Origin of the sequence: Methylorubrum rhodesianum (genome assembly GCF_014199985.1) — a bacterium.
Classification (GTDB): domain Bacteria; phylum Pseudomonadota; class Alphaproteobacteria; order Rhizobiales; family Beijerinckiaceae; genus Methylobacterium; species Methylobacterium rhodesianum.
In genome coordinates, this window is record NZ_JACHOS010000006.1 from 146,419 (window position 1) to 165,659 (window position 19,241).

The 19,241-nt window shown below is 68.9% G+C and carries 18 protein-coding genes; 4 read left to right on the forward strand and 14 right to left on the reverse strand.

Going from position 1 to position 19,241, the window contains the following annotated elements; all coding sequences use genetic code 11:
* Nucleotides 1-98 precede the first annotated feature (98 nt).
* From HNR01_RS10745 to HNR01_RS10775, 7 genes are all read right to left on the reverse strand, one after another.
* The gene (locus HNR01_RS10745; protein ID WP_183667718.1) at nt 99-1,055 is read right to left on the reverse strand and encodes an alpha/beta fold hydrolase; all 957 of its coding nucleotides are present in this window, start codon (nt 1,053-1,055) and stop codon (nt 99-101) included.
* Between the two features lie 95 nt (nt 1,056-1,150).
* Nucleotides 1,151-1,306: a helix-turn-helix domain-containing protein gene (locus tag HNR01_RS10750; protein ID WP_183667791.1), complete on the reverse strand. Its 156-nt coding sequence runs from the start codon at nt 1,304-1,306 to the stop codon at nt 1,151-1,153.
* Nucleotides 1,279-1,812 (reverse strand): S41 family peptidase, encoded by a 534-nt coding sequence (locus HNR01_RS10755; protein ID WP_183667719.1) that lies wholly within the window; start codon nt 1,810-1,812, stop codon nt 1,279-1,281. Before HNR01_RS10755 ends, HNR01_RS10750 begins: the two co-directional genes overlap by 28 nt.
* 5 nt (nt 1,813-1,817) lie before the next feature.
* Nucleotides 1,818-2,570 (reverse strand): hypothetical protein, encoded by a 753-nt coding sequence (locus HNR01_RS10760; protein ID WP_183667720.1) that lies wholly within the window; start codon nt 2,568-2,570, stop codon nt 1,818-1,820.
* A 66-nt stretch (nt 2,571-2,636) separates the two neighbouring features.
* On the reverse strand, nt 2,637-2,870 hold the full coding sequence (locus HNR01_RS10765) for a helix-turn-helix domain-containing protein (protein ID WP_183667721.1): 234 nt from the start codon (nt 2,868-2,870) through the stop codon (nt 2,637-2,639).
* A complete protein-coding gene (locus tag HNR01_RS10770; protein ID WP_183667722.1) occupies nt 2,870-3,475 on the reverse strand; it encodes a DUF2975 domain-containing protein in 606 nt (201 codons plus the stop codon). The genes HNR01_RS10765 and HNR01_RS10770 overlap by 1 nt, the downstream gene beginning before the upstream one ends.
* 250 nt (nt 3,476-3,725) lie before the next feature.
* Complete coding sequence (locus HNR01_RS10775) at nt 3,726-4,556, reverse strand: 4'-phosphopantetheinyl transferase family protein (protein WP_183667723.1); 831 nt, start codon at nt 4,554-4,556, stop codon at nt 3,726-3,728.
* Nucleotides 4,557-4,607: 51 nt separating this feature from the next.
* Here HNR01_RS10775 and ampC point away from each other — a divergent pair, with 51 nt between their 5' ends.
* Nucleotides 4,608-5,774, forward strand: coding sequence for a class C beta-lactamase (gene ampC, locus HNR01_RS10780; RefSeq protein ID WP_183667724.1), 1,167 nt, complete (start codon nt 4,608-4,610; stop codon nt 5,772-5,774).
* 4 nt (nt 5,775-5,778) lie between these two features.
* Here ampC and HNR01_RS10785 read toward each other — a convergent pair whose 3' ends face one another.
* A complete protein-coding gene (locus HNR01_RS10785) occupies nt 5,779-6,189 on the reverse strand; it encodes a GNAT family N-acetyltransferase (RefSeq protein ID WP_017484880.1) in 411 nt (136 codons plus the stop codon).
* A gap of 1 nt (nt 6,190) precedes the next feature.
* A complete protein-coding gene (gene secA, locus HNR01_RS10790; protein ID WP_017484879.1) occupies nt 6,191-9,097 on the reverse strand; it encodes a preprotein translocase subunit SecA in 2,907 nt (968 codons plus the stop codon).
* A gap of 286 nt (nt 9,098-9,383) precedes the next feature.
* Between secA and HNR01_RS10795 the strand changes: the two genes are divergently transcribed.
* Together HNR01_RS10795 and HNR01_RS10800 are read left to right on the forward strand one after the other, a co-directional pair.
* On the forward strand, nt 9,384-10,286 hold the full coding sequence (locus HNR01_RS10795) for a peptidylprolyl isomerase (RefSeq protein ID WP_183667725.1): 903 nt from the start codon (nt 9,384-9,386) through the stop codon (nt 10,284-10,286).
* Between the two features lie 123 nt (nt 10,287-10,409).
* On the forward strand, nt 10,410-10,619 hold the full coding sequence (locus HNR01_RS10800) for a hypothetical protein (RefSeq protein ID WP_183667726.1): 210 nt from the start codon (nt 10,410-10,412) through the stop codon (nt 10,617-10,619).
* Between the two features lie 220 nt (nt 10,620-10,839).
* Here HNR01_RS10800 and HNR01_RS10805 read toward each other — a convergent pair whose 3' ends face one another.
* From HNR01_RS10805 to HNR01_RS10825, 5 genes are all read right to left on the reverse strand, one after another.
* On the reverse strand, nt 10,840-12,858 hold the full coding sequence (locus HNR01_RS10805; protein ID WP_183667727.1) for a glycosyltransferase family 2 protein: 2,019 nt from the start codon (nt 12,856-12,858) through the stop codon (nt 10,840-10,842).
* Nucleotides 12,840-14,075 carry an HlyD family secretion protein gene (locus HNR01_RS10810; RefSeq protein WP_017484875.1) on the reverse strand — a complete coding sequence of 412 codons (1,236 nt, stop codon included), beginning with the start codon at nt 14,073-14,075 and terminating at the stop codon, nt 12,840-12,842. The genes HNR01_RS10805 and HNR01_RS10810 overlap by 19 nt, the downstream gene beginning before the upstream one ends.
* Before the next feature lie 408 nt (nt 14,076-14,483).
* Nucleotides 14,484-15,188 carry a uracil-DNA glycosylase gene (locus tag HNR01_RS10815; RefSeq protein WP_096484507.1) on the reverse strand — a complete coding sequence of 235 codons (705 nt, stop codon included), beginning with the start codon at nt 15,186-15,188 and terminating at the stop codon, nt 14,484-14,486.
* A gap of 49 nt (nt 15,189-15,237) precedes the next feature.
* On the reverse strand, nt 15,238-16,740 hold the full coding sequence (locus tag HNR01_RS10820) for a bifunctional metallophosphatase/5'-nucleotidase (protein WP_183667728.1): 1,503 nt from the start codon (nt 16,738-16,740) through the stop codon (nt 15,238-15,240).
* A gap of 7 nt (nt 16,741-16,747) precedes the next feature.
* Entirely contained in the window at nt 16,748-17,734 is a 987-nt protein-coding gene (locus tag HNR01_RS10825) for a class I SAM-dependent methyltransferase (protein ID WP_183667729.1), read from the reverse strand.
* A 196-nt stretch (nt 17,735-17,930) separates the two neighbouring features.
* On the opposite strand from HNR01_RS10825, the gene hemH reads away from it, so the two are divergent.
* Nucleotides 17,931-19,001 (forward strand): ferrochelatase, encoded by a 1,071-nt coding sequence (gene hemH, locus HNR01_RS10830; protein ID WP_017484871.1) that lies wholly within the window; start codon nt 17,931-17,933, stop codon nt 18,999-19,001.
* The last annotated feature ends 240 nt before the right edge of the window (nt 19,002-19,241 follow it).

Below are 19,241 nucleotides of genomic sequence, written 5' to 3' on the forward strand. Positions count from 1 at the left end.
GGGACTCGGCACGGTCCGAGGTGATCAACCGGAAACCGTATGAGGCGAATGCTTGCTCGTCCGTGTTGGGCCCCCAAGGGGCTTTCACACGGCCCGCTTCAGGGTGATCCACCGTGCTCCCGCGCCGGATCATGTTTCCAAACGCCGTCCTTCAGCCAGTCCGAAACGCCACGGAACAGGGAGGGTTTGAGATCCTTGCCATCTCGCCGCAGGGCGTGATCCGCGCCAGTCACGGTCTGAACGGTGACGTTTGTCTGGCCTGCTGCCCGCATGGCCTCCTTCAGGTGCCATGCGGCTTCGACCGGCACGCTCCGATCCTTCTCGCCGAACAGAACGAGAGCAGGCACACGCAGTCGCAGGTACGCGGGCAGCGGATCGGCGTCGAGCATCGACGACCAGTAGGTATGGGCGTGACCGAAGCGGCGCTTGGCGACGGAATGGGGATCCGACGCCACCTTGGCTGAGAGCGCGTCGAAATCGACCGCCAGCAGGTCTTGTGAGGCCAGGATCTGAAGGCTCCGGCGCAGGGTCAGACCGCCCGAGCCGATCACGACCACCCGGTCCACGACGGCCGGACCTGCCTCTGCCGCGAGGGCAACGGCAATGCCCCCGCCCTCCGAGACGCCGAACAGCGTGATCGGGCCATTCCCGCCGTCGCCGCCGCGCTTCAGCCAGTCGAAGACCGCGCGCTGACGCATGAGGATCGCGGGCAGCGTGTCCGCGGCGTGGAATGCGTCACCGCAGGCCAAACCGAGATCGCCATCGGCGACCCCGGGCTTTTGGACGGCATAGACGCGGTAGGGGGTGCGGAGCGGCTGAAGGTAGGGGCGTAGGAAGTGTTTGAGGCTGGTGCAGCCCGAGCCCGATACGAACAGCATCCGCTTCGGCCGATCCGACGCGGCACCTTCGCCGATGGCGACGGAGTAGAGCATCAGGTCGGTTCCGTCAGGGGCGCCGATGGGTGGACGCTCGGGGGGATCGAGCGCACTCTCGGCAGCGTACCGGATCGGCGTCGCGATGGAGCAGGCCGAAAGCGCCGTGACGATGATGAGCACGAGCACGCGCCAGTTGCGCGAGTGGGTCCGCATGGGCACAGGTCTCCGATCCCGCAGGCCGATGGGCGCGGGTTCGAGGTCGGATGGTGGGTCGGTCAGCCTGTGCGTCGCAGCGCGTTCCCGCTGTCGGGCACGTATTCGAGCAGGTCGCCGGGTTGGCAGTCGAGTTCCCGACAGATCGCTTCGAGCGTCGAGAAGCGCACGCCCTGGACCTTGCCGGACTTCAGCAGGGACAGATTTGCTTCCGTGATGCCGACCGCGCGCCCTCGACCTCGACCCTCACGGCGGTGCCGGCCCGGTCGAGTTCCAGGATGCGCGGCCCGCCCGGTCGTGCCGACAGCGTCGCGAGCACCGCGTCGGGCGGGAGCCCGTCGAGTGGCCGCCCGTCGATCCGCAGCAACCGGTCGCCCGCTTCGACGCCTGGGACGAGAGGACGGCCCTGCCGCGGCGCGACGGCGGCAACGGCGTAACCCGTGTCGTGCCGGACCAGCGTCAGGCCGATGCCGTCGAGGTCATCGGAACGGGCCGCGCGCTGCCGCTCCCAGAAACTTTGCCCCTCGGCGTAATCGAGCGTCAGCCGGACGTCGTCGAGCACGTTGTTGCCGAGCCAGCCGACCACGGGCTCGCCGATACCGGCCTGCCAACTGTCCCAGAAAGCCTCGCCGAACGCGGCCTCGCCGAGCTTGCCGCCGAGCGGTCCGGTGCCGAGCGCGCCGACATCGGGAAGCGACAGCCCCGGGAGATCGAGGCGGGGCACGCGGATCAGCGTGCAGCCGGTTCGAGGTCCAGATCCGCCATCGCGAGGTTGGAACGTCCGACCGCGCCGTCCGCGCGGTGCCAGTCGGGGTGCCGGTCGATCCACGTCGCGACGGTGCGCCCCCGCAGCCACGTGTAAGGTGCGCCGACGTCGAGAACGAGGGGAACGGCTCGGTCGTCGATCCGCGCCTCCACCACCGCGACCCCGGAGGCGGGATTGATCCGCACCGGCACAGGCACGCCGCGTGGGCGCAGCGATCCGGGCCGCGCCAGGGTGAGGGAAGCCGCTCGCGGATCGACCGTGACCACGAAGCGCCGGAGCACGCCGGCGGGCAGCACGGCCTCCACGATGCGGGGCGCGAACAGCAAGTCGAGGAGATCCCGCCCCCCGTTTCGGCCGGGGCCGTCGATGACGGCGCGCCCGCCGACCGTCACACCGATGGTGCCGACCCGCATCGTGAGGTCGCGGCCCTCCGCGAGGCCGAGTTCCCGGTATAGCCCCTCCGACAGGATCGGGGCGGGCGCGGCCATGTTGAGCCAGGCGAGCGCGCGCCGTTCGCTACCGTCCGGACGCCGGAAGCCGACGGAGACGAGCCAGCGGCCGGAGGCGCGCTGCATCGGCAGGGTCACGGCGGCGCCGGCCTCCGCCGGCCAGACGACGGCAACCTGATCCACCTTCGGGACCGAGGGAATGCAAGCGGAGAGCAATCCGGCGATGACGATCGCGAGCGCGCGCGAGACGCGGGCGAGATGGCGCATGGGCATAGGTCTCCGCTCCCGCGGCACGCACGCGCGCGGGTTCGAGGCTTGAATCGGTGGGGACGATCAGCAGGCTTGGCGCAGTGCGTCCTCGCCGTCCGGTACGAATTCGAGCAGGTCGCCGGGTTGGCAGTCGAGTTCCCGGCAGATCGCTTCGAGCGTCGAGAAGCGCACGCCCTGGACCTTGCCGGACTTCAGCAGCGACAGATTTGCTTCCGTGATGCCGACCGCGCGGGCGAGGTCCTTCGATTTCCGCTTGCGGCGGGCGAGCATCACATCGAGCCGCATCACGATCGGCATCAGACGAACCCGTCCCGGTCGTCCTTGATCGCCTGCCCTGCCTGGATGAGTTCGGCGAAGACGATCAGGAGAGCCGCGACCAGGAGGGCATAGAACGAGGAGGTGCGGAACCACGCGAGATCCACCCCGTCTCCGACCGTCCGGACGACGACCTGCCCGATGATCGGAGCGGCGGCGTAGGCGACGAGCCCGAGTGCCATGCGGCGCAGGCGGGAGGCGTGCCCGGCGGCAAACAGCGCGCCGGCCGCGAGGTCGCGCAGCAGCGCGCGCAGATCGTAGAGCACGATCAGGACAGGCATCTGGGTGAGCGTGAAGTTGGCTCCATAGGCGAGGCGGGTCGGCCAGGGCAGTGCGCCGAAGGGGACGACGCCCGCGACACCCTCCGGCGGTGCTCCGATGTAGCCCGCACCGGGCGCCAGCCAGAGGAAGGCGCCCCGGAACATCAGGCCGAGGACGAGGATGGTCGTAGTGAAGACGGCACTCGCCACGAGGATCGCCGAAACGAGATGCGCTGCGCAACAGGCCCATCGCCGAAGGACGGGATAGTCATCGGGCTTCGGCTGGGCCTGCTCGTCCCGATGTAGCATGGCGATGACGTCTGGCATCCCGAACTCCCGATGGAATCGAAATATCTCGGAAATTAATTTATGTAAAACGATAATTTTTTGGACCGCAGCCGCTGATCCGCAGTGGGAGGAATTGGATGGCAGAGGCGTCCGGAACCAATGCGGTCTCGAGCGTACGGCCTGGACCACGATGCGGATGCTGATCCCGGTCTTCGGCGGCCGGCTGATACGGCTTCCGTTCGACTGCTTCGGTCGCACCTACGTCATTGCTTCGGCACCCGTATATCGGTCACGCCGCCGTCTCCCGCGCCGCGGCCTCGGCCAGGGCCTCTCGAAACGCCGCCCATTCCGCCGCGTCGATCGCAAGCGTCACCGCCGGCGGGCGCGGCAGCACGAGGGCGGCGGCGAGGTCGCCGGTGGCGAGGCTCAGGCCCCGGTACTGCGCGAAATGGGCGAAGGTGACACCGAGTCCCGTTGGTCCCGCCTCGACGCGGCCGACCGCCAGAAGATCGAGCGGCACGGTGAGGCCGCAGCGCAGGGCCTTGGACAAGGCTTCTTTCAGGCACCACAGCCGCGTCAGCCGCTCGGCCTCCGGGCCTCCGAGATGGTCGGCGAGGAGGCGCCGCTCGTCCGCCGTGGTCTGACGCGTCAGCAGCGCGACGTTGTCCGGCCGGATCCGTTCCAGATCGACCCCCATCGGGCAGGCCTCGGGGAAGGCGAGAGCCACGGCGACCGCGCCGGCATGGGACAGGCTGATGCCGACATTTCCGATGCCGAGCCCGGACAGCACCGGCTGCTCCAGCACGCCGGGCCGGATCGCCAGGACCCGCGGGTCGAGATCGGGCCTGAGCGCGGCGAGGGCGCATTTGGCGGCGTAGCGCCCGACCAGCAGGCCGTGGCGGCGGCGGGCGTGGAGGCGGTCGGTGAGGAGCGCCTCCTCGTCCCCGTGGAGGAAGCCGCGGCGATGAGCATCGAGCCAGTCGAGCGGCGCGCTCGCCAGCGCCAGGGCGGCCTGCAGCGGCCCGGTCCGGGGCGCGTCGAGCCCGAGACGCAGGCTGCGCACCAGCGGCCGGTCGGTCCCCACTCCTGCCGCGCTTTCGGCGCTTTCCTCACCCGTCATGCCTACCCGCCTCGCCCGCATCAACCAGGAAGGAAACGCGCCATTTTCGCAATGCGAAAGCCCGGACTTTTCGTCCTCGCCCTGAGCGGCCTGCTGTGCGGCTCCGCGCCCACGGCGGCGGATGACGGTGCGTCCGCACGGATCGCCGAGGCCGTGGAGCGGGCCTACCGCCCGCCCCTGAAGGCGTACGATGTGCCCGGCCTCGCCGTCGCCGTGACGCGGGACGGGCGCTCCGCCGTCTTCACCTTCGGGCTTGCCGACCGGGACGGGCAGCGTCCGGTGACGCGGGACACGCTGTTCGAGATCGGCTCGGTCAGCAAGACCTTCACCGCGACGCTCGCCGCCTACGCGCAGGGGCTCGGCCGGCTCTCGCTCGAGGATGCACCGAGCCGGTTCCTGCCGGTGCTGCGGGGCAGCGCCCTCGACCGGGTGAGCCTGCTCGAACTCGGCACCTACACCGCCGGCGGCCTGCCGCTGCAATTCCCCGACAGCGTGACCGACGCGGCGGCGATGACCGCCTATTTCCGGTATTGGCAGCCCTCCGCGCCGCCGGGCACTGAGCGACGCTACTCCAATCCGAGCCTCGGCCTGTTCGGAGCCGCCGCCGCGGCGGCCCTCGGCGGCGATTTTTCGGAGTCGATACGGACCCGGCTGTTTCCGGAACTCGGACTGAAGAACTCGTTCGTCCGCGTGCCCGAGGCCGCGATGGGCCGCTACGCCTGGGGATACGGCGAGGGCGAGCGGCCGATCCGCGTCAATCCGGGCGTTCTCGATGCCGAGGCCTACGGCGTCAAATCCAGCGCCGCCGACATGATCCGCTTCGTCGAGGCCAACATCGATCCCACCCGCCTCGATCCGCCGATGCGGCGGGCGGTCGAGGGCACCCATGTCGGGTATTTCCGAGTCGGCGCGATGGTGCAGGGCCTCGGCTGGGAGCAGTACCCCTATCCGGTCTCGCTGGAGCGTCTTCAGGCCGGCAATGCGCCGGCCATGACGCTGGAGGCGCAACCGGCCGCTCGGCTCGATCCGCCGCAGGCGCCGAGCGGGCCGACGCTGTTCAACAAGACCGGCTCCACCAACGGCTTCGGCGCCTATGTCGCCTTCGTGCCGGAGCGGCGCATCGGCCTCGTCATGCTGGCCAACCGCGCCGTCCCGATCGCGGCGCGCATCGCCGCGGCCCACGCGGTGCTGGAGGCGCTGGCGGCGGAAGGCCCCTGACGCCTCAGCGCTCCCGATCGGTGCGGAAGGCGTGCGGCACCCGCGCCATGCCGACGGCCTCGTAATAGCCCTCGATGCCGGGCGCGGCGGTGAGCAGCAGCGAGGTCTCGGGGCCGGCCGCCGCCCGCGTCTCGGCGATGAGGCGCCGGCCGATGCCGAGACCCTGGCAGTCGCGGGCGACCGCGAGATCGGAGAGATAGGCGCAGAAGGCGAAGTCGGTGAGCGTGCGCGCCACGCCGACGAGGCGCCCGCCGCGCCGGGCGGTAACGATCAGGTCGGCCGCCCGCAGCATCCGGTCGAGCCGCTCGAGATACTCGGCCGGCCGCCGCGGTGCGAGGCCGGATTCGACGAGGACACCTTGAAAGGTCTCCGCGTCGAGATCCGGCTCCCGCCCGTAGACGATCGCGTCGCCCACTTCAGGCTTCGGCGGCGAAGCGGCCGTGGCAGTGCTTGTACTTCTTGCCCGAGCCGCAGGGGCAGGGCTCGTTGCGGCCGACCCGGCCCCAGGTCGAGGGGTCATCGGGCTTGCGCTCCAGCACCGCCGTGTCCGCCGAGAGATCGCGCGCGGCGAAGCCGTAGGCGCCGCCCGCCCCGCCGTCGCTGCCGCCATAGGCGAACTCGTTCTCGCCGGTGGCCGGGTCGCGGTGCTCGGGGAACATCGGCGGCAGTTGCGGCTCGCCGAAGCCCGCCTGTTCGAACCCCGCGCCGGGGAAGTCCTCGGGGCCCTGCTGCATGATCTCGACATGGGCGAGCTGAGCGGTGACCTGCTCGCGCAGGGCCGCCACGAGGCCGTTGAACAGCTCGAACGCCTCCGACTTGTATTCGTTGAGCGGGTCGCGCTGGGCGAATCCGCGCCAGCCGACCACCTGCCGCAGGTGGTCGAGGGTGACGAGGTGCTCGCGCCAGAGGTGGTCGAGCACCTGCAGCACCACCTGCTTCTCGACATAGGCCATCACCTCCGCGCCGTTGCGCTCGACGCGGGCGGCGTAGGATTCGTCGGAGGCCTTGCGCAGGCGCTCGCGGATCTCCTCGTCGGCGATGCCCTCTTCCTTGACCCAGTCCTCGACCGGCAGGTCGAGGTTGAGCAGGTCGAGGGCGCGGGCCTTCAGCCCCGGCGCGTCCCACTGCTCGGCATAGGCGTTCTCGGGGATGTGGCTGGCGACGAGGTCGTCGATCACGCCGTGGCGCATCTCGTCGACCGTGTCGCGCACGCTCTCCTGGCCCATCAGGTCGCGGCGCTGCTCGAACACGACCTTGCGCTGGTCGTTCATCACGTTGTCGTACTTGAGCACGTTCTTGCGCATGTCGAAGTTGCGCGCCTCGACCTTCTGCTGCGCCTTCTCGATCGCCTTGTTGATCCAGGGGTGGATGATCGCCTCGCCCTGCTCCAGGCCGAGCCGCTGCAGCATCCCGTCCATGCGATCGGACCCGAAGATGCGCATCAGGTCGTCCTTGAGGGACAGGTAGAACTTCGAGCGGCCGGGATCGCCCTGGCGGCCGGAGCGGCCGCGCAGCTGGTTGTCGATGCGGCGCGATTCGTGGCGCTCGGTGCCGATGATGTAGAGCCCGCCCGGCAGGTCCCGCTTGCGGCCCGCCTCCGGGTCGGCCTTCTCGCCCGAGGCCAGCACCTTGGCGCGGTTCTCGGCGATCTCGGCCTTCAAGGCCTCGATCGCGGCATCGCGCTCGGGCCCCTCGGCAAGGTGGCCGAGCTCCTTCTCGATGCGCATCTCGAGGTTGCCGCCGAGTTTGATGTCGGTGCCGCGGCCGGCCATGTTGGTGGCGATGGTGATGGCGCCGGGCACGCCGGCCTCGGCCACGATGTAGGCCTCCTGCTCGTGGAAGCGGGCGTTGAGCACGGCGAAGCGCTTCGTCACCCGGTTCTCGCGGGCGGCGGCGTAGACGTCGGTCAGGGCGTTCGGATCGGAATAGTCGAGCAGCGTGTAGCCGGCTTTCTTCAGGAGCTCGCCGATCAGCTCCGACTTCTCGATCGAGCCGGTGCCGACGAGCACGGGCTGCAGGCGGCTATGCGCCCGATCGATCTCCTTGATGATCGCCTCGTACTTCTCCTCGACGGTGCGGTAGACCTCGTCGTCCTCGTCGACGCGCTCGATCTCCTTGTTGGTCGGGATGTCGACCACGTCGAGCTTGTAGATCTCGGCGAACTCGTCGGCCTCGGTCGAGGCGGTGCCGGTCATGCCGGCGAGCTTCTTGTAGAGGCGGAAGTAGTTCTGGAAGGTGATCGAGGCCAGGGTCTGGTTCTCGGGCTGGATCGTCACCCGCTCCTTGGCCTCCAGCGCCTGGTGCAGGCCTTCCGAGTAGCGCCGGCCCTGCATCATGCGGCCGGTGAACTCGTCGATGATGACGACCTCGTCGTTCTTGACGATGTAGTCCTTGTCGAGCGTGAACAGGGTGTGGGCGCGAAGCGCCTGGTTCACGTGGTGGACGAGAGTGACGTTGTGGGCGTCGTAGAGGTCGCCCTCCTTGAGGATGCCGGCCTCGCGCAGGGCCTCCTCGATGAACTCGTTGCCGGCCTCCGTCAGCGAGACCTGGCGCTGCTTCTCGTCGAGGTCGTAATGCTCCGGCTGGAGCTGCGGCATGATCCCGTCGACCGCGACGTAGAGCTCCGAGCGGTCATCGACCGGGCCCGAGATGATCAGCGGCGTGCGCGCCTCGTCGATGAGGATCGAGTCGACCTCGTCGACGATGGCGAAGTGGTGCCCCCGCTGCGTCATCTGCGAGAGCTCGTACTTCATGTTGTCGCGCAGGTAGTCGAAGCCGAACTCGTTGTTGGTGCCGTAGGTGATGTCGCAGGCATAGGCCTCCTTGCGCTGCCCGTCGTCGAGCCCGTGCACGATGGTGCCGACCGTGAGGCCGAGGAAGCGGTAGACCCGGCCCATCCACTCCGCGTCGCGCGAGGCGAGGTAGTCGTTGACCGTGACGACGTGGACGCCCTTGCCCTCCAGCGCGTTGAGGTAGACCGGCAGGGTCGCGACCAGGGTCTTGCCCTCGCCGGTCTTCATCTCCGAGATGCCGGATTCGTGCAGCACCATGCCGCCGATCATCTGCACGTCGAAATGGCGCTGCCCGAGCACGCGCTTGGCCGCCTCGCGCACGGTGGCGAAGGCGGGGACCAGCAGGTCGTCGAGGCGGGTGCCGGCGGCGAGCTGATCGCGGAACGCCTGCGTGCGGGCACGCAGCTGCTCGTCGGACAGCGCGCTGATTTCCGGTTCAAGCGCATTGATGGCCGCGACGCGAGGGCGAAAACCCTTGACGCGGCGGTCGTTGGACGAGCCGAAAATCTTCTTGGCGAGGGCACCGAGCATCGTGAACCTGCGGTCGTGAGGTCGTCGCGGGCGGCATGTCATGGCGCCGCCGGCCTGCATTGGGCGGGCTTATAGAGGTAAATATCCGCAGGCGCATCCGGTAGTGCCGAGGCGCGGTCACGAGAGCGCGCGGCCATCAAGGCCACGCTTGCCTTTGCCCCCGGGAGGTTCCACCTGTGTCGCGCTTCGCGGCACCCGCCGCATCCCGACGAGCCCCGCGCGGGACCAAGCCGGACGGCATGATGGCCGGCCCCGCGGGGACGACGCCCAAGGAACGACGCTTCCGATGCCGATTCCGTTCTCCCTCCGGCGCGCGAGCGCCCTCGCGCTGATCCTCGCCCTGCCCGGTACGGCCCTGGCCCAGGCACCCGCCGGCCAGAAGGCGCCCGGCACACCCGCGCCGGTCTCGGCGGCGGTTCCGCCGGAAACGGTGGTGGCGCGGGTCAACGGCCAGGCGATCACCGCCGCCGACCTCGCCCTCGCGGGCGAGGATCCGGCCCTGTCGCTGCCGGGCGTCGATGAGGGCGCCAAGCAGAACCTGCTGGTCGATTACATGATCGATCTCAAGGTCGGCGCTCAGGCGGCCGAGGCCGCCAAGGTCGGCGACAGCCCCGAATTCAAGCGCAAGCTCGCCTATTTCCGCGACAAGCTCCTGCTCGACGACTACCTCGAGCGCGAGGCCAAGAAGGCGGTGACGCCCGAGGCCGCCAAGGCGCTCTACGACCAAACCGTGAAGTCGATGAAGCCGGAGGAGGAGGTGCGGGCCCGTCACATCCTCGTGGAAAGCGAGGACGAGGCGAAGAAGATCGCCGCGCGCGTCAAGGGCGGCGAGGATTTCGCCAAGATCGCGGGCGAGGTCTCGAAGGATCCGGGTTCCAAGACCGAGGGCGGCGATCTCGGCTGGTTCACCCAGGAGCGGATGGTGAAGCCGTTCGCCGACGCCGCCTTCAAGCTCGCCCCCGGCCAGGTCTCCGATCCGGTCAAGACCCAGTTCGGCTGGCACGTGCTGCGCGTCGAGGAGAAGCGGACCAAGCCGGTGCCGACCTTCGACGAGATGAAGGAGCAGATTGACCAGTACCTCACCCGCAAGGCGCAGCAGGACACCATCGTCAAGCTGCGTGAAGCGGCCAAGGTCGAACGGTCCGGCAGCAGCGGCAGCCCTGCTTCCGGCGACGCGAAGAAGCCCTGAGGCGGCTTTCGGGCGGCAAGATATGCTCCTGTAGCATGACTGAGCGGCGGTATCTGGTATACCAGATACCAACGTGCGATGCGATATAGGCTGCATCGCAACGCAGCAACGGACCTGCCCGCCATGATCGCCCTCATCGTTCTCGCCGCCGCCCTTGCCAACGTGACCTTCGTCGTGATGCTGGCCGAGCGCTTCGGCACCGAGGGCGGCGTGCATGCCTCGGCCGGTGAACTGACCAGCCTCCAGGCCTCCGGCCGCGCGGCCGCATCGGCCAGCACCGTCAGGATGGCCAACGAGAACGCCGCCGCCGCCGCGGCCAGGATCGCCGCCTGACATTCTTCCCGCTCGGGACGATCGGAACCGCCCTCGCGCCACCCGGCCGGGGGCGGCTTCGTTTTGGGCGAACGGCCGGAGCGCAATCGGCCGACGCGCCCGGCCGGAGGGCGGCTGCGGGCGGGAAGCCGTCACCGGATCGCCGCTCGCCATCGACTCTCGGCCTCGCGCCGATCCCGGCGGTCAGGCGGCCTCCGGGGTCCCTCGGCGGGCGATCGGTTCAGGCCGGACCATAGGTCCCATCCCGCCCGAACAGGCGGTGCCACAGGCCCTGGGCGATGGCCGATTTGTCGATGTCACGGATGTCCTGCGAGTACTGGCCCGTGTAGAGCCGGACGATCATCGCGTCGCGGCACTCGCCCGCGAGAGCGTAGGAGAAGCGGACGCAGACCGGTTTGCGCCGCCTGACGGACGTCACGTCCTCGACCCGGGCCTCGATGTGCGGGAAATGCTCCATCTCGATCCGGATCCGGTCACCGGGGCGCAGGCCGGGATCGGTCGGGAACGACGCGACGCCCCGATCGAGGGACAGGCTGACGATCCGCGCATCCAGACTCCGGTCCCCGGCGGCGACGCGGGCGGGCTCGTCGGTCGCGAAACTGTCGAGGAGCGGACGTGACTTCTCGAAGCAGATCAGGGCCGCGACCAGGAGGACGAGGATGTTGAGGGCGGCCCAGTAGGCCGAGACCAGCGAGAACTCGCCCTCACCGATGCGGGACCATTCCGGCACGATGTTGATGATGAGGCCGAGTGCCGTGACGGCGATCCAGAAGGCGATCGAGAAGAAGGTGTAGGCGTCGAAGGCGTTCTCCTCGTTGCCGCTGCCCTTCGGCGTCACGCGAAACGGCACGCCGAACGGCTTGATCACGCTGGAGATCACCACGGGGAGCATGCGGAAGGTCGCGAAGGTGCCCACCGCGCTCGACACCAGCGGCAGGTAGCGCGTCGGCGTCAGCCATCCCATCAGCAGGAAGTAGGCCGTGAGCACCGGCAGCTGATAGATGACGATGTCCTGCGAGCCGGTGAAGTACAGCGGTGCCGCGCCGGTCCAGAGATAGACGGCCGGCACCACGAGGATCACGAACCGTGTCGTGTACTGCATCAGCCACGACAGCGGCAGGAACATCACCCGCTGGAACAGGTTCAGGCCCGGCCCGCGCAGGGGGCCGTTATGCAGGTAGATCGTCTGGATGCCGCCGCGGCACCAGCGGCCCCGCTGGACGAAGTATCCCTTCAGGTTCTCCGCCGCGAGACCCATCGAGAGGCGCTCGTTCAGGTAACGGGTCTTGTAGCCCTTGTTGAGCATGGCGAGGGTCGTGAGCAGATCCTCGGTGATCGAATCGTGGGGGAAGCCGCCGATCACGTCGAGGGCCGCGCGGCGGGCGATCGAGCAGGAGCCGCAGCAGAAGCTCACGTCCCAGGCATCGCGGCTCGCGGCCATCTCGTCGAAGAACAGCCGCTGCTCGTCGGGCCAGACCTTTTCGAGCGCGAGGTTCGACTGGACCGGATCCTTGTTGAAGAAGTGCTGCGGGGTCTGAACGATGCCGATCGTCGGATCGGTGAAGAAGGGCAACGTGCGGCGCAGGAAGTTGCGGTAGGGAACGAAATCCGCATCGAAGATTGCGATGAAATCGCCCGATGAGACTTTGAGGCCGTTGTTCATATTGCCGGCCTTGGCGTGGGAATTGTCCGGACGGGTGACGTGGATCGCGCCTTTCTCCTCGCAATACTTCTTCAGCCAGTCGCGTCGCTTGTCGTCGAGGACGTAGACCTTGAATTTGTCCCGCGGGTAATCGAGCGCCAGAGCGCCGACGATGGTCCGTTCCAGGACGTCGAGCGGCTCGTTGTAGGTCGGGATGAAGACGTCGACCGTCGGCAGTTGCGCCTCCGGGCGCGCGAAGAAAGCCCGCTCCAACCGGCTCGCCTCGGTGCTCCGATCGACCGAACGGCTCATCACCACGAGGAAGAGCAGGATATCGGCGAAGGCGCCGAGCTCCACGCAGAAGACCGTCCAGGTCCAGATGAAGGCGAAGCTGCCGTCGACGGGATGCGGCAGCACGGTGTGAAAGAAGCGCCAGAGGAGATACCGCATGGCCACCGCGAGAACGAAGGCGCAGGCGATGCTCCGGGCCCAGGTCTTTTCCCGGGGCCAGTTCGTCACGAAGATGTAGAAAAAAGCTCCGACGAGGCAGGTCGGAGCGAGGGGAGCGAGGTCCAGCTCTAGGAGATACTGAACCACAGGCTCTTCATCCAGTTGACGAACGGCAGGGTTGCTGCGGATCGCGCGAACCGTACTTGTACGGTGCGTCCGACATGGCAGAAGTTCTCGTAGTCGGTCTGCATCGCGTTCTGCTCGAGGACCAGCCGGATGCGCGCATTCTTACCTCTGCTCTTCGGCGGGACGGCTGCAAGCGTCACCTCCTCCACGGCCGCACTCGACCCACGCACGGAGTTCACGCGTCCGGCGATCACGTCCGAGGTTCCGAGGAGCCGGACCTCAGCGGGATCACCCGGCTTGATCTGATCGTAATCGACCTCATCGAGCAGGATGTCGACGAAGAGGTCCCGGCAATCGAGCAGGCGAAGCAGTTCGTTGCCGACAACCACATTCGAGCCACCGACGACGTTGTTGCGCCAGATCACGCCCCGAAACGGGAGCGTAATGGAGGCGCTCGACAGCCTGTCGTTGCGAGCGCGTTCGATGAAAAGCTGTTTTTCCAAGAGTTGGATACGCGCCCGTTCGATCTTGGCCTGCGCCTCCACATTGGCGAGCTGGATCGCAACCTCGTCTCCACGCTGTTGTGAGTACGGTACATCGTTGCGGCCCTCGCCCACGAAGGTGCCGCGCTTCAGCGCATCGAGCTGCTGATGGAGCCTGTCGAGTTCGGCTTTGGCGATCGTGCCCTCGTTGCCTGAGGCGACGGCTGCGGCCCGCGCCGCCTCGACCGAGCTGTTGGCGACCACACCTGTGGCCCCCAGCGTCTGCTTGCGGCTGAGGTCGGCCTCGGCGGAGACACGGTTGGCCTGAGCCGTGCTGATCCGCTGCTGGCGGATGATGATCTCCTGCTGGATGCTCTGCAGGCTCGCCTTCTGATAGTCGCCGAGTCGCGCGGAGAGCTCCTTCTTGAGAGCCGTGAGCTGACCGATCTGCCCGTCCAGCGCCTTCAGGCGCTCCCGGGCCGCGCCGAGATCGGCATCGAGCTGCGCCTCCGCCGTGCGGGCGATGCGATCGTTCGTGATCTGGAAGAGCTCCGCGTCCTCGGGGAGCGCGGTCCCGACCTTGGGAGGCGTGTCGGAAACGACACCCTCGATCGGCGCCGACAGCACGGCGAAGCGCGCGTTCACGGTGCCATCGAGGCTAGTATAGCCTGTGAGGCCCGGCAGCATCACGACGATGGCGGTGGATAGAAGTGTCAGACCGACAAGGATGCGAACAGCACGCGTGTTCCAAAACATGCCCCATCATCCTGATACGGCGTCTCGGCGCCTTGTTGATTCAGGCCGTGAGCTCAAGCGCGTGAAATGAATTGCTTGGCGCTCAACCGCGAAAACGCTTCGAGAGCCGTAACGGATCCTTGAGATCGTACGATGGTTGTATTTTTCTTAACGATATTGCCGAGCTTTTAATCGCGACGAAACCGCGCTCGGGCCCGCGCCGCCGGAGCGTATCGTCCAGCCGTCGACGACACGGCCCTGGGATCCTGCCGCGGTCCGCCCGGCGGACTCCCGGAGCCGCGGAGCGGATGGGCGGCGTCCGGCCTCGGCGGTGAAGCGGAAGAGCCGGTCAGATGGCCGGCAGGCAGACCCTGTGACGGCCCGTTCAGGCTCGGAAGCGAGCCCTGGCATCGTCGCGATGAGCCGATGTCAGCCCCGGTGCAGCCGCCAGTCGATCGGGGCGCGGCCATGCGCTTCGAGCCACGCATTCGCCCGGTCGAACGGCCGCGAGCCCGGAAAGTCCCGGGCGCGGTTGAGCGGGGAGGGGTGACCCGAGGCGACGATGCCGTGGCGGCGCGTGTCGATCAGCGCCTCGCGGGCGCGGGCCTGGGCGCCCCAGAGCAGGAACACCGCCGGCGCGTCGCGGGCGGAGACGGCGGCCACCGCCTCGTCGGTCAGTTGCGCCCAGCCGAGCCGCAGATGCGCCCCGGCCTTGCCGGCCTCCACGGTGAGCGCCGAATTCAGGAGCAGCACCCCGCGCTCCGCCCAGGGCGTGAGGTCGCCGGTGGAGAGATCGGGCTGGCCGCCCTCCGGGGCGAGTTCGGCCAGGATCACCTTGAGCGAGGCCGGCAGGCGGCGCGGGCCGACATAGGAGAAGGCGAGCCCGTTGGCATCGCCCGGCGTCGGATAGGGGTCCTGTCCGAGGATCACCGCCTTCACCGCGGGCAGGGGGGTCAGCGTCAGCGCCCGGAAGATCGCGGAAGGCTCCGGCAGCACCGTCGCACCGGCCGCGACGCGCTCATCGACCTTTCTCGCGACCCGGTCCGCCGCGCCCTCCCGGAAGAAGGGCAGATCGAGCCAGGGGGAGCCGCTGGCGCGGAACGCCTTGAGGGCGGCCTCGACGGGTCCGGTCACGCGAAATCCCCTTTCATGACAGCCCTCATGAAAGCTCTCATGAAAGCTCTCATGGCAGCACCCGGATCCGCCCCCCGGTCTCGGCCGGGAGCGGTGCGTGAGCGCGGATATAGGCCATCACCGTGTTCGCCAGCAGCGTCCCGTCGGTGCCGCCGATCAGCACGCGGCCCTTGGCCAGCATCCCGTAATCGTTGCCGCCGCCCAGCATGAAGTCGTTGGCGGCCACGCGGTAGGTGCGGGCCTCGTCGAGGGCCGCGCCGCCGATCGTCGCCGCGACGACGCGCCGGCCGGGCGGTGCGTTCGGGTCGAGGGTCACGTCGATGCCCGAGACCTGCAGGAACCGTCCGGACGAGCGGCCGAGATCGCGATAGCCGTTCTCCAGGGCCTCGCGGAGCGTCGCCCCGTCGATCGCCACGAGCACGGTGGTGTTGCCGAAGGGCAGTTCGCTCAGGATGTCGCGCCGCGTCAGGCTGGCCCCGGCCGGGTAGAGCCGGTCGCCGCGGATGCCGCCACCGTTCATCAGGCCGATCTCGGCGCCGGTGCCCGCCCGCACCGCGTCGGCGACGAGATCGCCGAAGCTCGATTCCCGCGCCCGCACCGTGGCGACGCGGCTGTCGAGCGGCCCCTCCGTCGTGCCGAGCACGACGTCGAGTTCCCGCGAGAGCTCGCCCGCGAGCCGCTCCACCACGGCTTGCGTCTCCGGGTCGGGGGTCACCTCGGCGGTGTCGTGAATGCGGAAGGCGGCGCGCCAGCGCACCGATCCGTCGATGCTCGGCGTGACGAAGACGTCGACCGCCGTGACGTAGTGGGCGTCGTGGCTCGATTCGACCAGCACCGCCTGCCCGTCGTCGCGCAGGCAGAGATCGTGGTCGTGGCCCGAGAGCAGGATGTCGACCACGCGCCCGCGCACGATCGCGTCGTCGGTGGGCCGCGCCGTGTGGGCGATGCCGACGATCATCTGCGCGCCGGCCTTGCGCAGGCGCTCCGCCTCGCGGGCGAGCGTCTCGATCTCGGGGCCGAAGCGCAGGTTTCCGGATTGCGACTTTTCCGGTGTCGCCTGCAGGGCGATGCCGACGAGGCCGACGCGGATGCCGCCGAGTTCGACCAGCCGCGCATCCTCGATGCCGGGGAGCCGTTCGCCCTCGGGGCCGCGCAGGTTGGCGGCGAGGAACGGGAAGCGGGCCTCGCTCCGGCGCTCGGCGAACACCTTCGGCCCGAAATCGAACTCGTGGTTGCCCGGCACGAACAGGTCGGGCGGCGCGAGGTTCAGGAGCTCGACGATGTGCGCGCCCCGGTCGAAGCCCGACATCAGCGAGGGCGAGAAGCTGTCGCCGGCATGGGCGTAGAGCAGCGGCACGCCGCGGGCGCGCTCGGCCTTCACCACCGCGTTGAGCCGGGGAAAGCCGCCGCGCCCCTCCACCGCGTCCATCGCGTAGATGTCGTTGACGAGGAGCAGGGTGAAGGTCGGCGTGCCGGCGAGCGCCGGGCCGGCGCCGGCGGCGAGGAGACCCGCGCCGAGGCCGGCGACGGTCTGCCGACGGGTCGGGCGCATCACCGGCTCAGCGCCCGGCGTTTCGGTCCTTCGCGACCTCGTCCTTGGCCATCCCGTCCCGCACCGCCTTGGCGTTGCGCCGGAGCGCCGGCAGGATCCAGGCGCCCGAGGCGAAGTAGAGCCCCGCCGACATCGGCTTCAGATCGACGGCGAGCCGGTCGGCGAGCCCCGGATTCGTCAGCGGCACGGCGGGCGCATCGGTCTTGCGGTAGACCACCGTGGTGTCCTCGCGCCAGTACTCGGTATGCGGCACGAGGCCGGCGCGGCGGGCGAGCAGGTCGAAGGTCTCGCGCACGTAGCCGTGGACATGGGCGAAGTGGAAGCGCTCGTGCGGCGGCTTGCCGGTGGCGGCCATGTTGGGCACCGCGGCGTAGAGGATGCCGTCGGGCTTCAGCCAGCGGGCCAGCCGCTCCATCGTCTCGGCCGGGTTGCGCAGGTGCTCCAGCACGTGATGCGTGGAGATCACGTCGAAATGGCCGGCGGGGAAGCGGTTCGGGTCCTCGGCCTCGTCGAGCACCTCGACGCCGTGATGGGTGCGGGCGTAGGTGGCGTAGTCGCGCCCCGGCTCGACGCCGATCACCTCGCAGCCGCGCCGCTTGGCCTCCGCCAGGAACTCGCCCGAGCCCGAGCCGAAATCGAGCAGCTGCGCGCCGGGCGTCAGCTTCGGCGCCAGCAGGTCGGCGCGGAACCTGGCCTCGCGGGCCGAGCGGTTGAGGTGGTGGCGCGGCGGGCCGCCGGCGAAGGCGAGCTGGTAGTCGGCGCGGTAGGCGCTCGCATAATACTCCGCCAGCTCGTCCGGCGTCGGCATCGGATCGGTGCGGATCAGGCCGCACTGGGTGCAGGCGATCGAGCGCAGGGTCTTGAGCCGCCGGTCGGTCTCGGCCACGGTGACGGCGTCGCGGCATCCGCACAGGTTGCACGCGGCCGGTGCCCCCTCGTAGGGGTAGCCGGTGAACGGCACGAAGTGCTTCAGGAAGTAGCGGGGGGACGGCATGTCGCGCTGGCCTCCGGAGCGATTTCGGGCAAAGGGTTTGCGCAAGATAAAGGCCGGACGCTCCGAGCGGAACTTCGGAGAATCTTGGCCTTGGAAAGCCGCCTGCTCTAGATCGAACGGCCGGCCCGCACAACCGGATCGCTTGCCGCATTGAGGCCGCGTTGAGGAAGGCGGGACGCCCGTGACCGGAAACCCGATGAACGAACGCGTCGAACCTGACACCCTCCTGCGCAACCCCGTGAGGGTCGCCCCCACCGCCCTGCCGCCCGACCACCCCGCGGTGAGGACCGGCCGCGTCGGCGTGCTCCTGATGAACCTCGGCACGCCCGAGGGCACGAGCTACTGGCCGATGCGCCGCTACCTCAAGGAGTTCCTCTCCGACCGCCGGGTCATCGAGGTGCCGCGGCTGATCTGGTGGCCGCTGCTCAACCTCATCATCCTGACCAAGCGTCCGGGCCCGAAGGGGCGCGACTATGCCAGCATCTGGAACAACGAGCGCGACGAGGGACCGCTCAAGACAATCACCCGCGGCCAGTGCGAGAAGCTTCAGGCGGCGATGGGCGATTCCGTCGTGGTCGATTGGGCGATGCGCTACGGCAAGCCGGAGGTGAGCCTCCGCATCCAGGCGCTGCTCGACCAGGGCTGCGACCGCATCCTCTTGGTGCCGCTCTATCCCCAATACGCGGCGGCGACCTCGGCCACCGCCTGCGACCAGGCCTTCAAGGCCCTGATGCAGATGCGCTGGCAGCCGACCGTGCGGGTCTCACCGCCCTATCACGACGACCCCGTCTACATCCAAGCCATGGCGGATTCGATCCGCGAGGGGCTGGCCAAGCTCGATTTCGAGCCGGAGGTGATCCTGACCTCCTTCCACGGCGTGCCGAAGAGCTACCTGCTCAAGGGCGACCCCTACCATTGCCAGTGCCTCAAGACCGGCCGGCTGATCCGCGAGGCCATGGGCTACACTCCCGAGCAGATGCGCGTGACCTTTCAGTCGCGCTTCGGCAACGAGGAATGGCTCAAGCCCTACACCGACGAGACCGTGCAGGCGCTGGCCAAATCCGGCGTGAAGCGCATGGCGATCGTGGCGCCGGGCTTCACCGCCGACTGCCTCGAGACGCTGGAGGAGCTCGACGGCGAGAACCGCCACTATTTCGAGGAGAACGGCGGCGAGAAATACGCCTTCATCCCCTGCCTCAACGATTCCGATCTCGGCATGCGGGTGATCGAGCACGTCGTGCGGCGGGAGTTGCAGGGCTGGATCTGATCCGGTCTCCGCTCGATCGAAGCGGGGGCGGGCCGGGCGAGCCGGCGCGCTGTTCGACCGGAACCCCGATCCGCCGCCCGAAGCGGTCGACCGGGTCGGGGATGACGCGCGGGGAGGCGCACCGCGCGATCCCGCAATCGTGGCCGTCATGCGCGCCACGCCCTCGATCGGCTCAACCATCGCCCTAACGTTGCCTTGCGCCCCCTCGGAACGCATGCTAGGCGACAGCCGCGCCGCGGG

Coding starts and splice junctions, on each gene's coding strand:
- HNR01_RS10775 (WP_183667723.1), bottom strand. CDS start 4,556: ATGACGGGTGAGGAAAGCGCCGAAAGCGCGGCAGGAGTGGGGACCGAC.
- HNR01_RS10810 (WP_017484875.1), bottom strand. CDS start 14,075: ATGTTTTGGAACACGCGTGCTGTTCGCATCCTTGTCGGTCTGACACTT.
- HNR01_RS10770 (WP_183667722.1), bottom strand. CDS start 3,475: ATGCCAGACGTCATCGCCATGCTACATCGGGACGAGCAGGCCCAGCCG.
- HNR01_RS10820 (WP_183667728.1), bottom strand. CDS start 16,740: ATGCGCCCGACCCGTCGGCAGACCGTCGCCGGCCTCGGCGCGGGTCTC.
- HNR01_RS10825 (WP_183667729.1), bottom strand. CDS start 17,734: ATGCCGTCCCCCCGCTACTTCCTGAAGCACTTCGTGCCGTTCACCGGC.
- HNR01_RS10800 (WP_183667726.1), top strand. CDS start 10,410: ATGATCGCCCTCATCGTTCTCGCCGCCGCCCTTGCCAACGTGACCTTC.
- hemH (WP_017484871.1), top strand. CDS start 17,931: ATGAACGAACGCGTCGAACCTGACACCCTCCTGCGCAACCCCGTGAGG.
- HNR01_RS10765 (WP_183667721.1), bottom strand. CDS start 2,870: ATGCCGATCGTGATGCGGCTCGATGTGATGCTCGCCCGCCGCAAGCGG.
- ampC (WP_183667724.1), top strand. CDS start 4,608: ATGCGAAAGCCCGGACTTTTCGTCCTCGCCCTGAGCGGCCTGCTGTGC.
- HNR01_RS10760 (WP_183667720.1), bottom strand. CDS start 2,570: ATGCGCCATCTCGCCCGCGTCTCGCGCGCGCTCGCGATCGTCATCGCC.
- secA (WP_017484879.1), bottom strand. CDS start 9,097: ATGCTCGGTGCCCTCGCCAAGAAGATTTTCGGCTCGTCCAACGACCGC.
- HNR01_RS10795 (WP_183667725.1), top strand. CDS start 9,384: ATGCCGATTCCGTTCTCCCTCCGGCGCGCGAGCGCCCTCGCGCTGATC.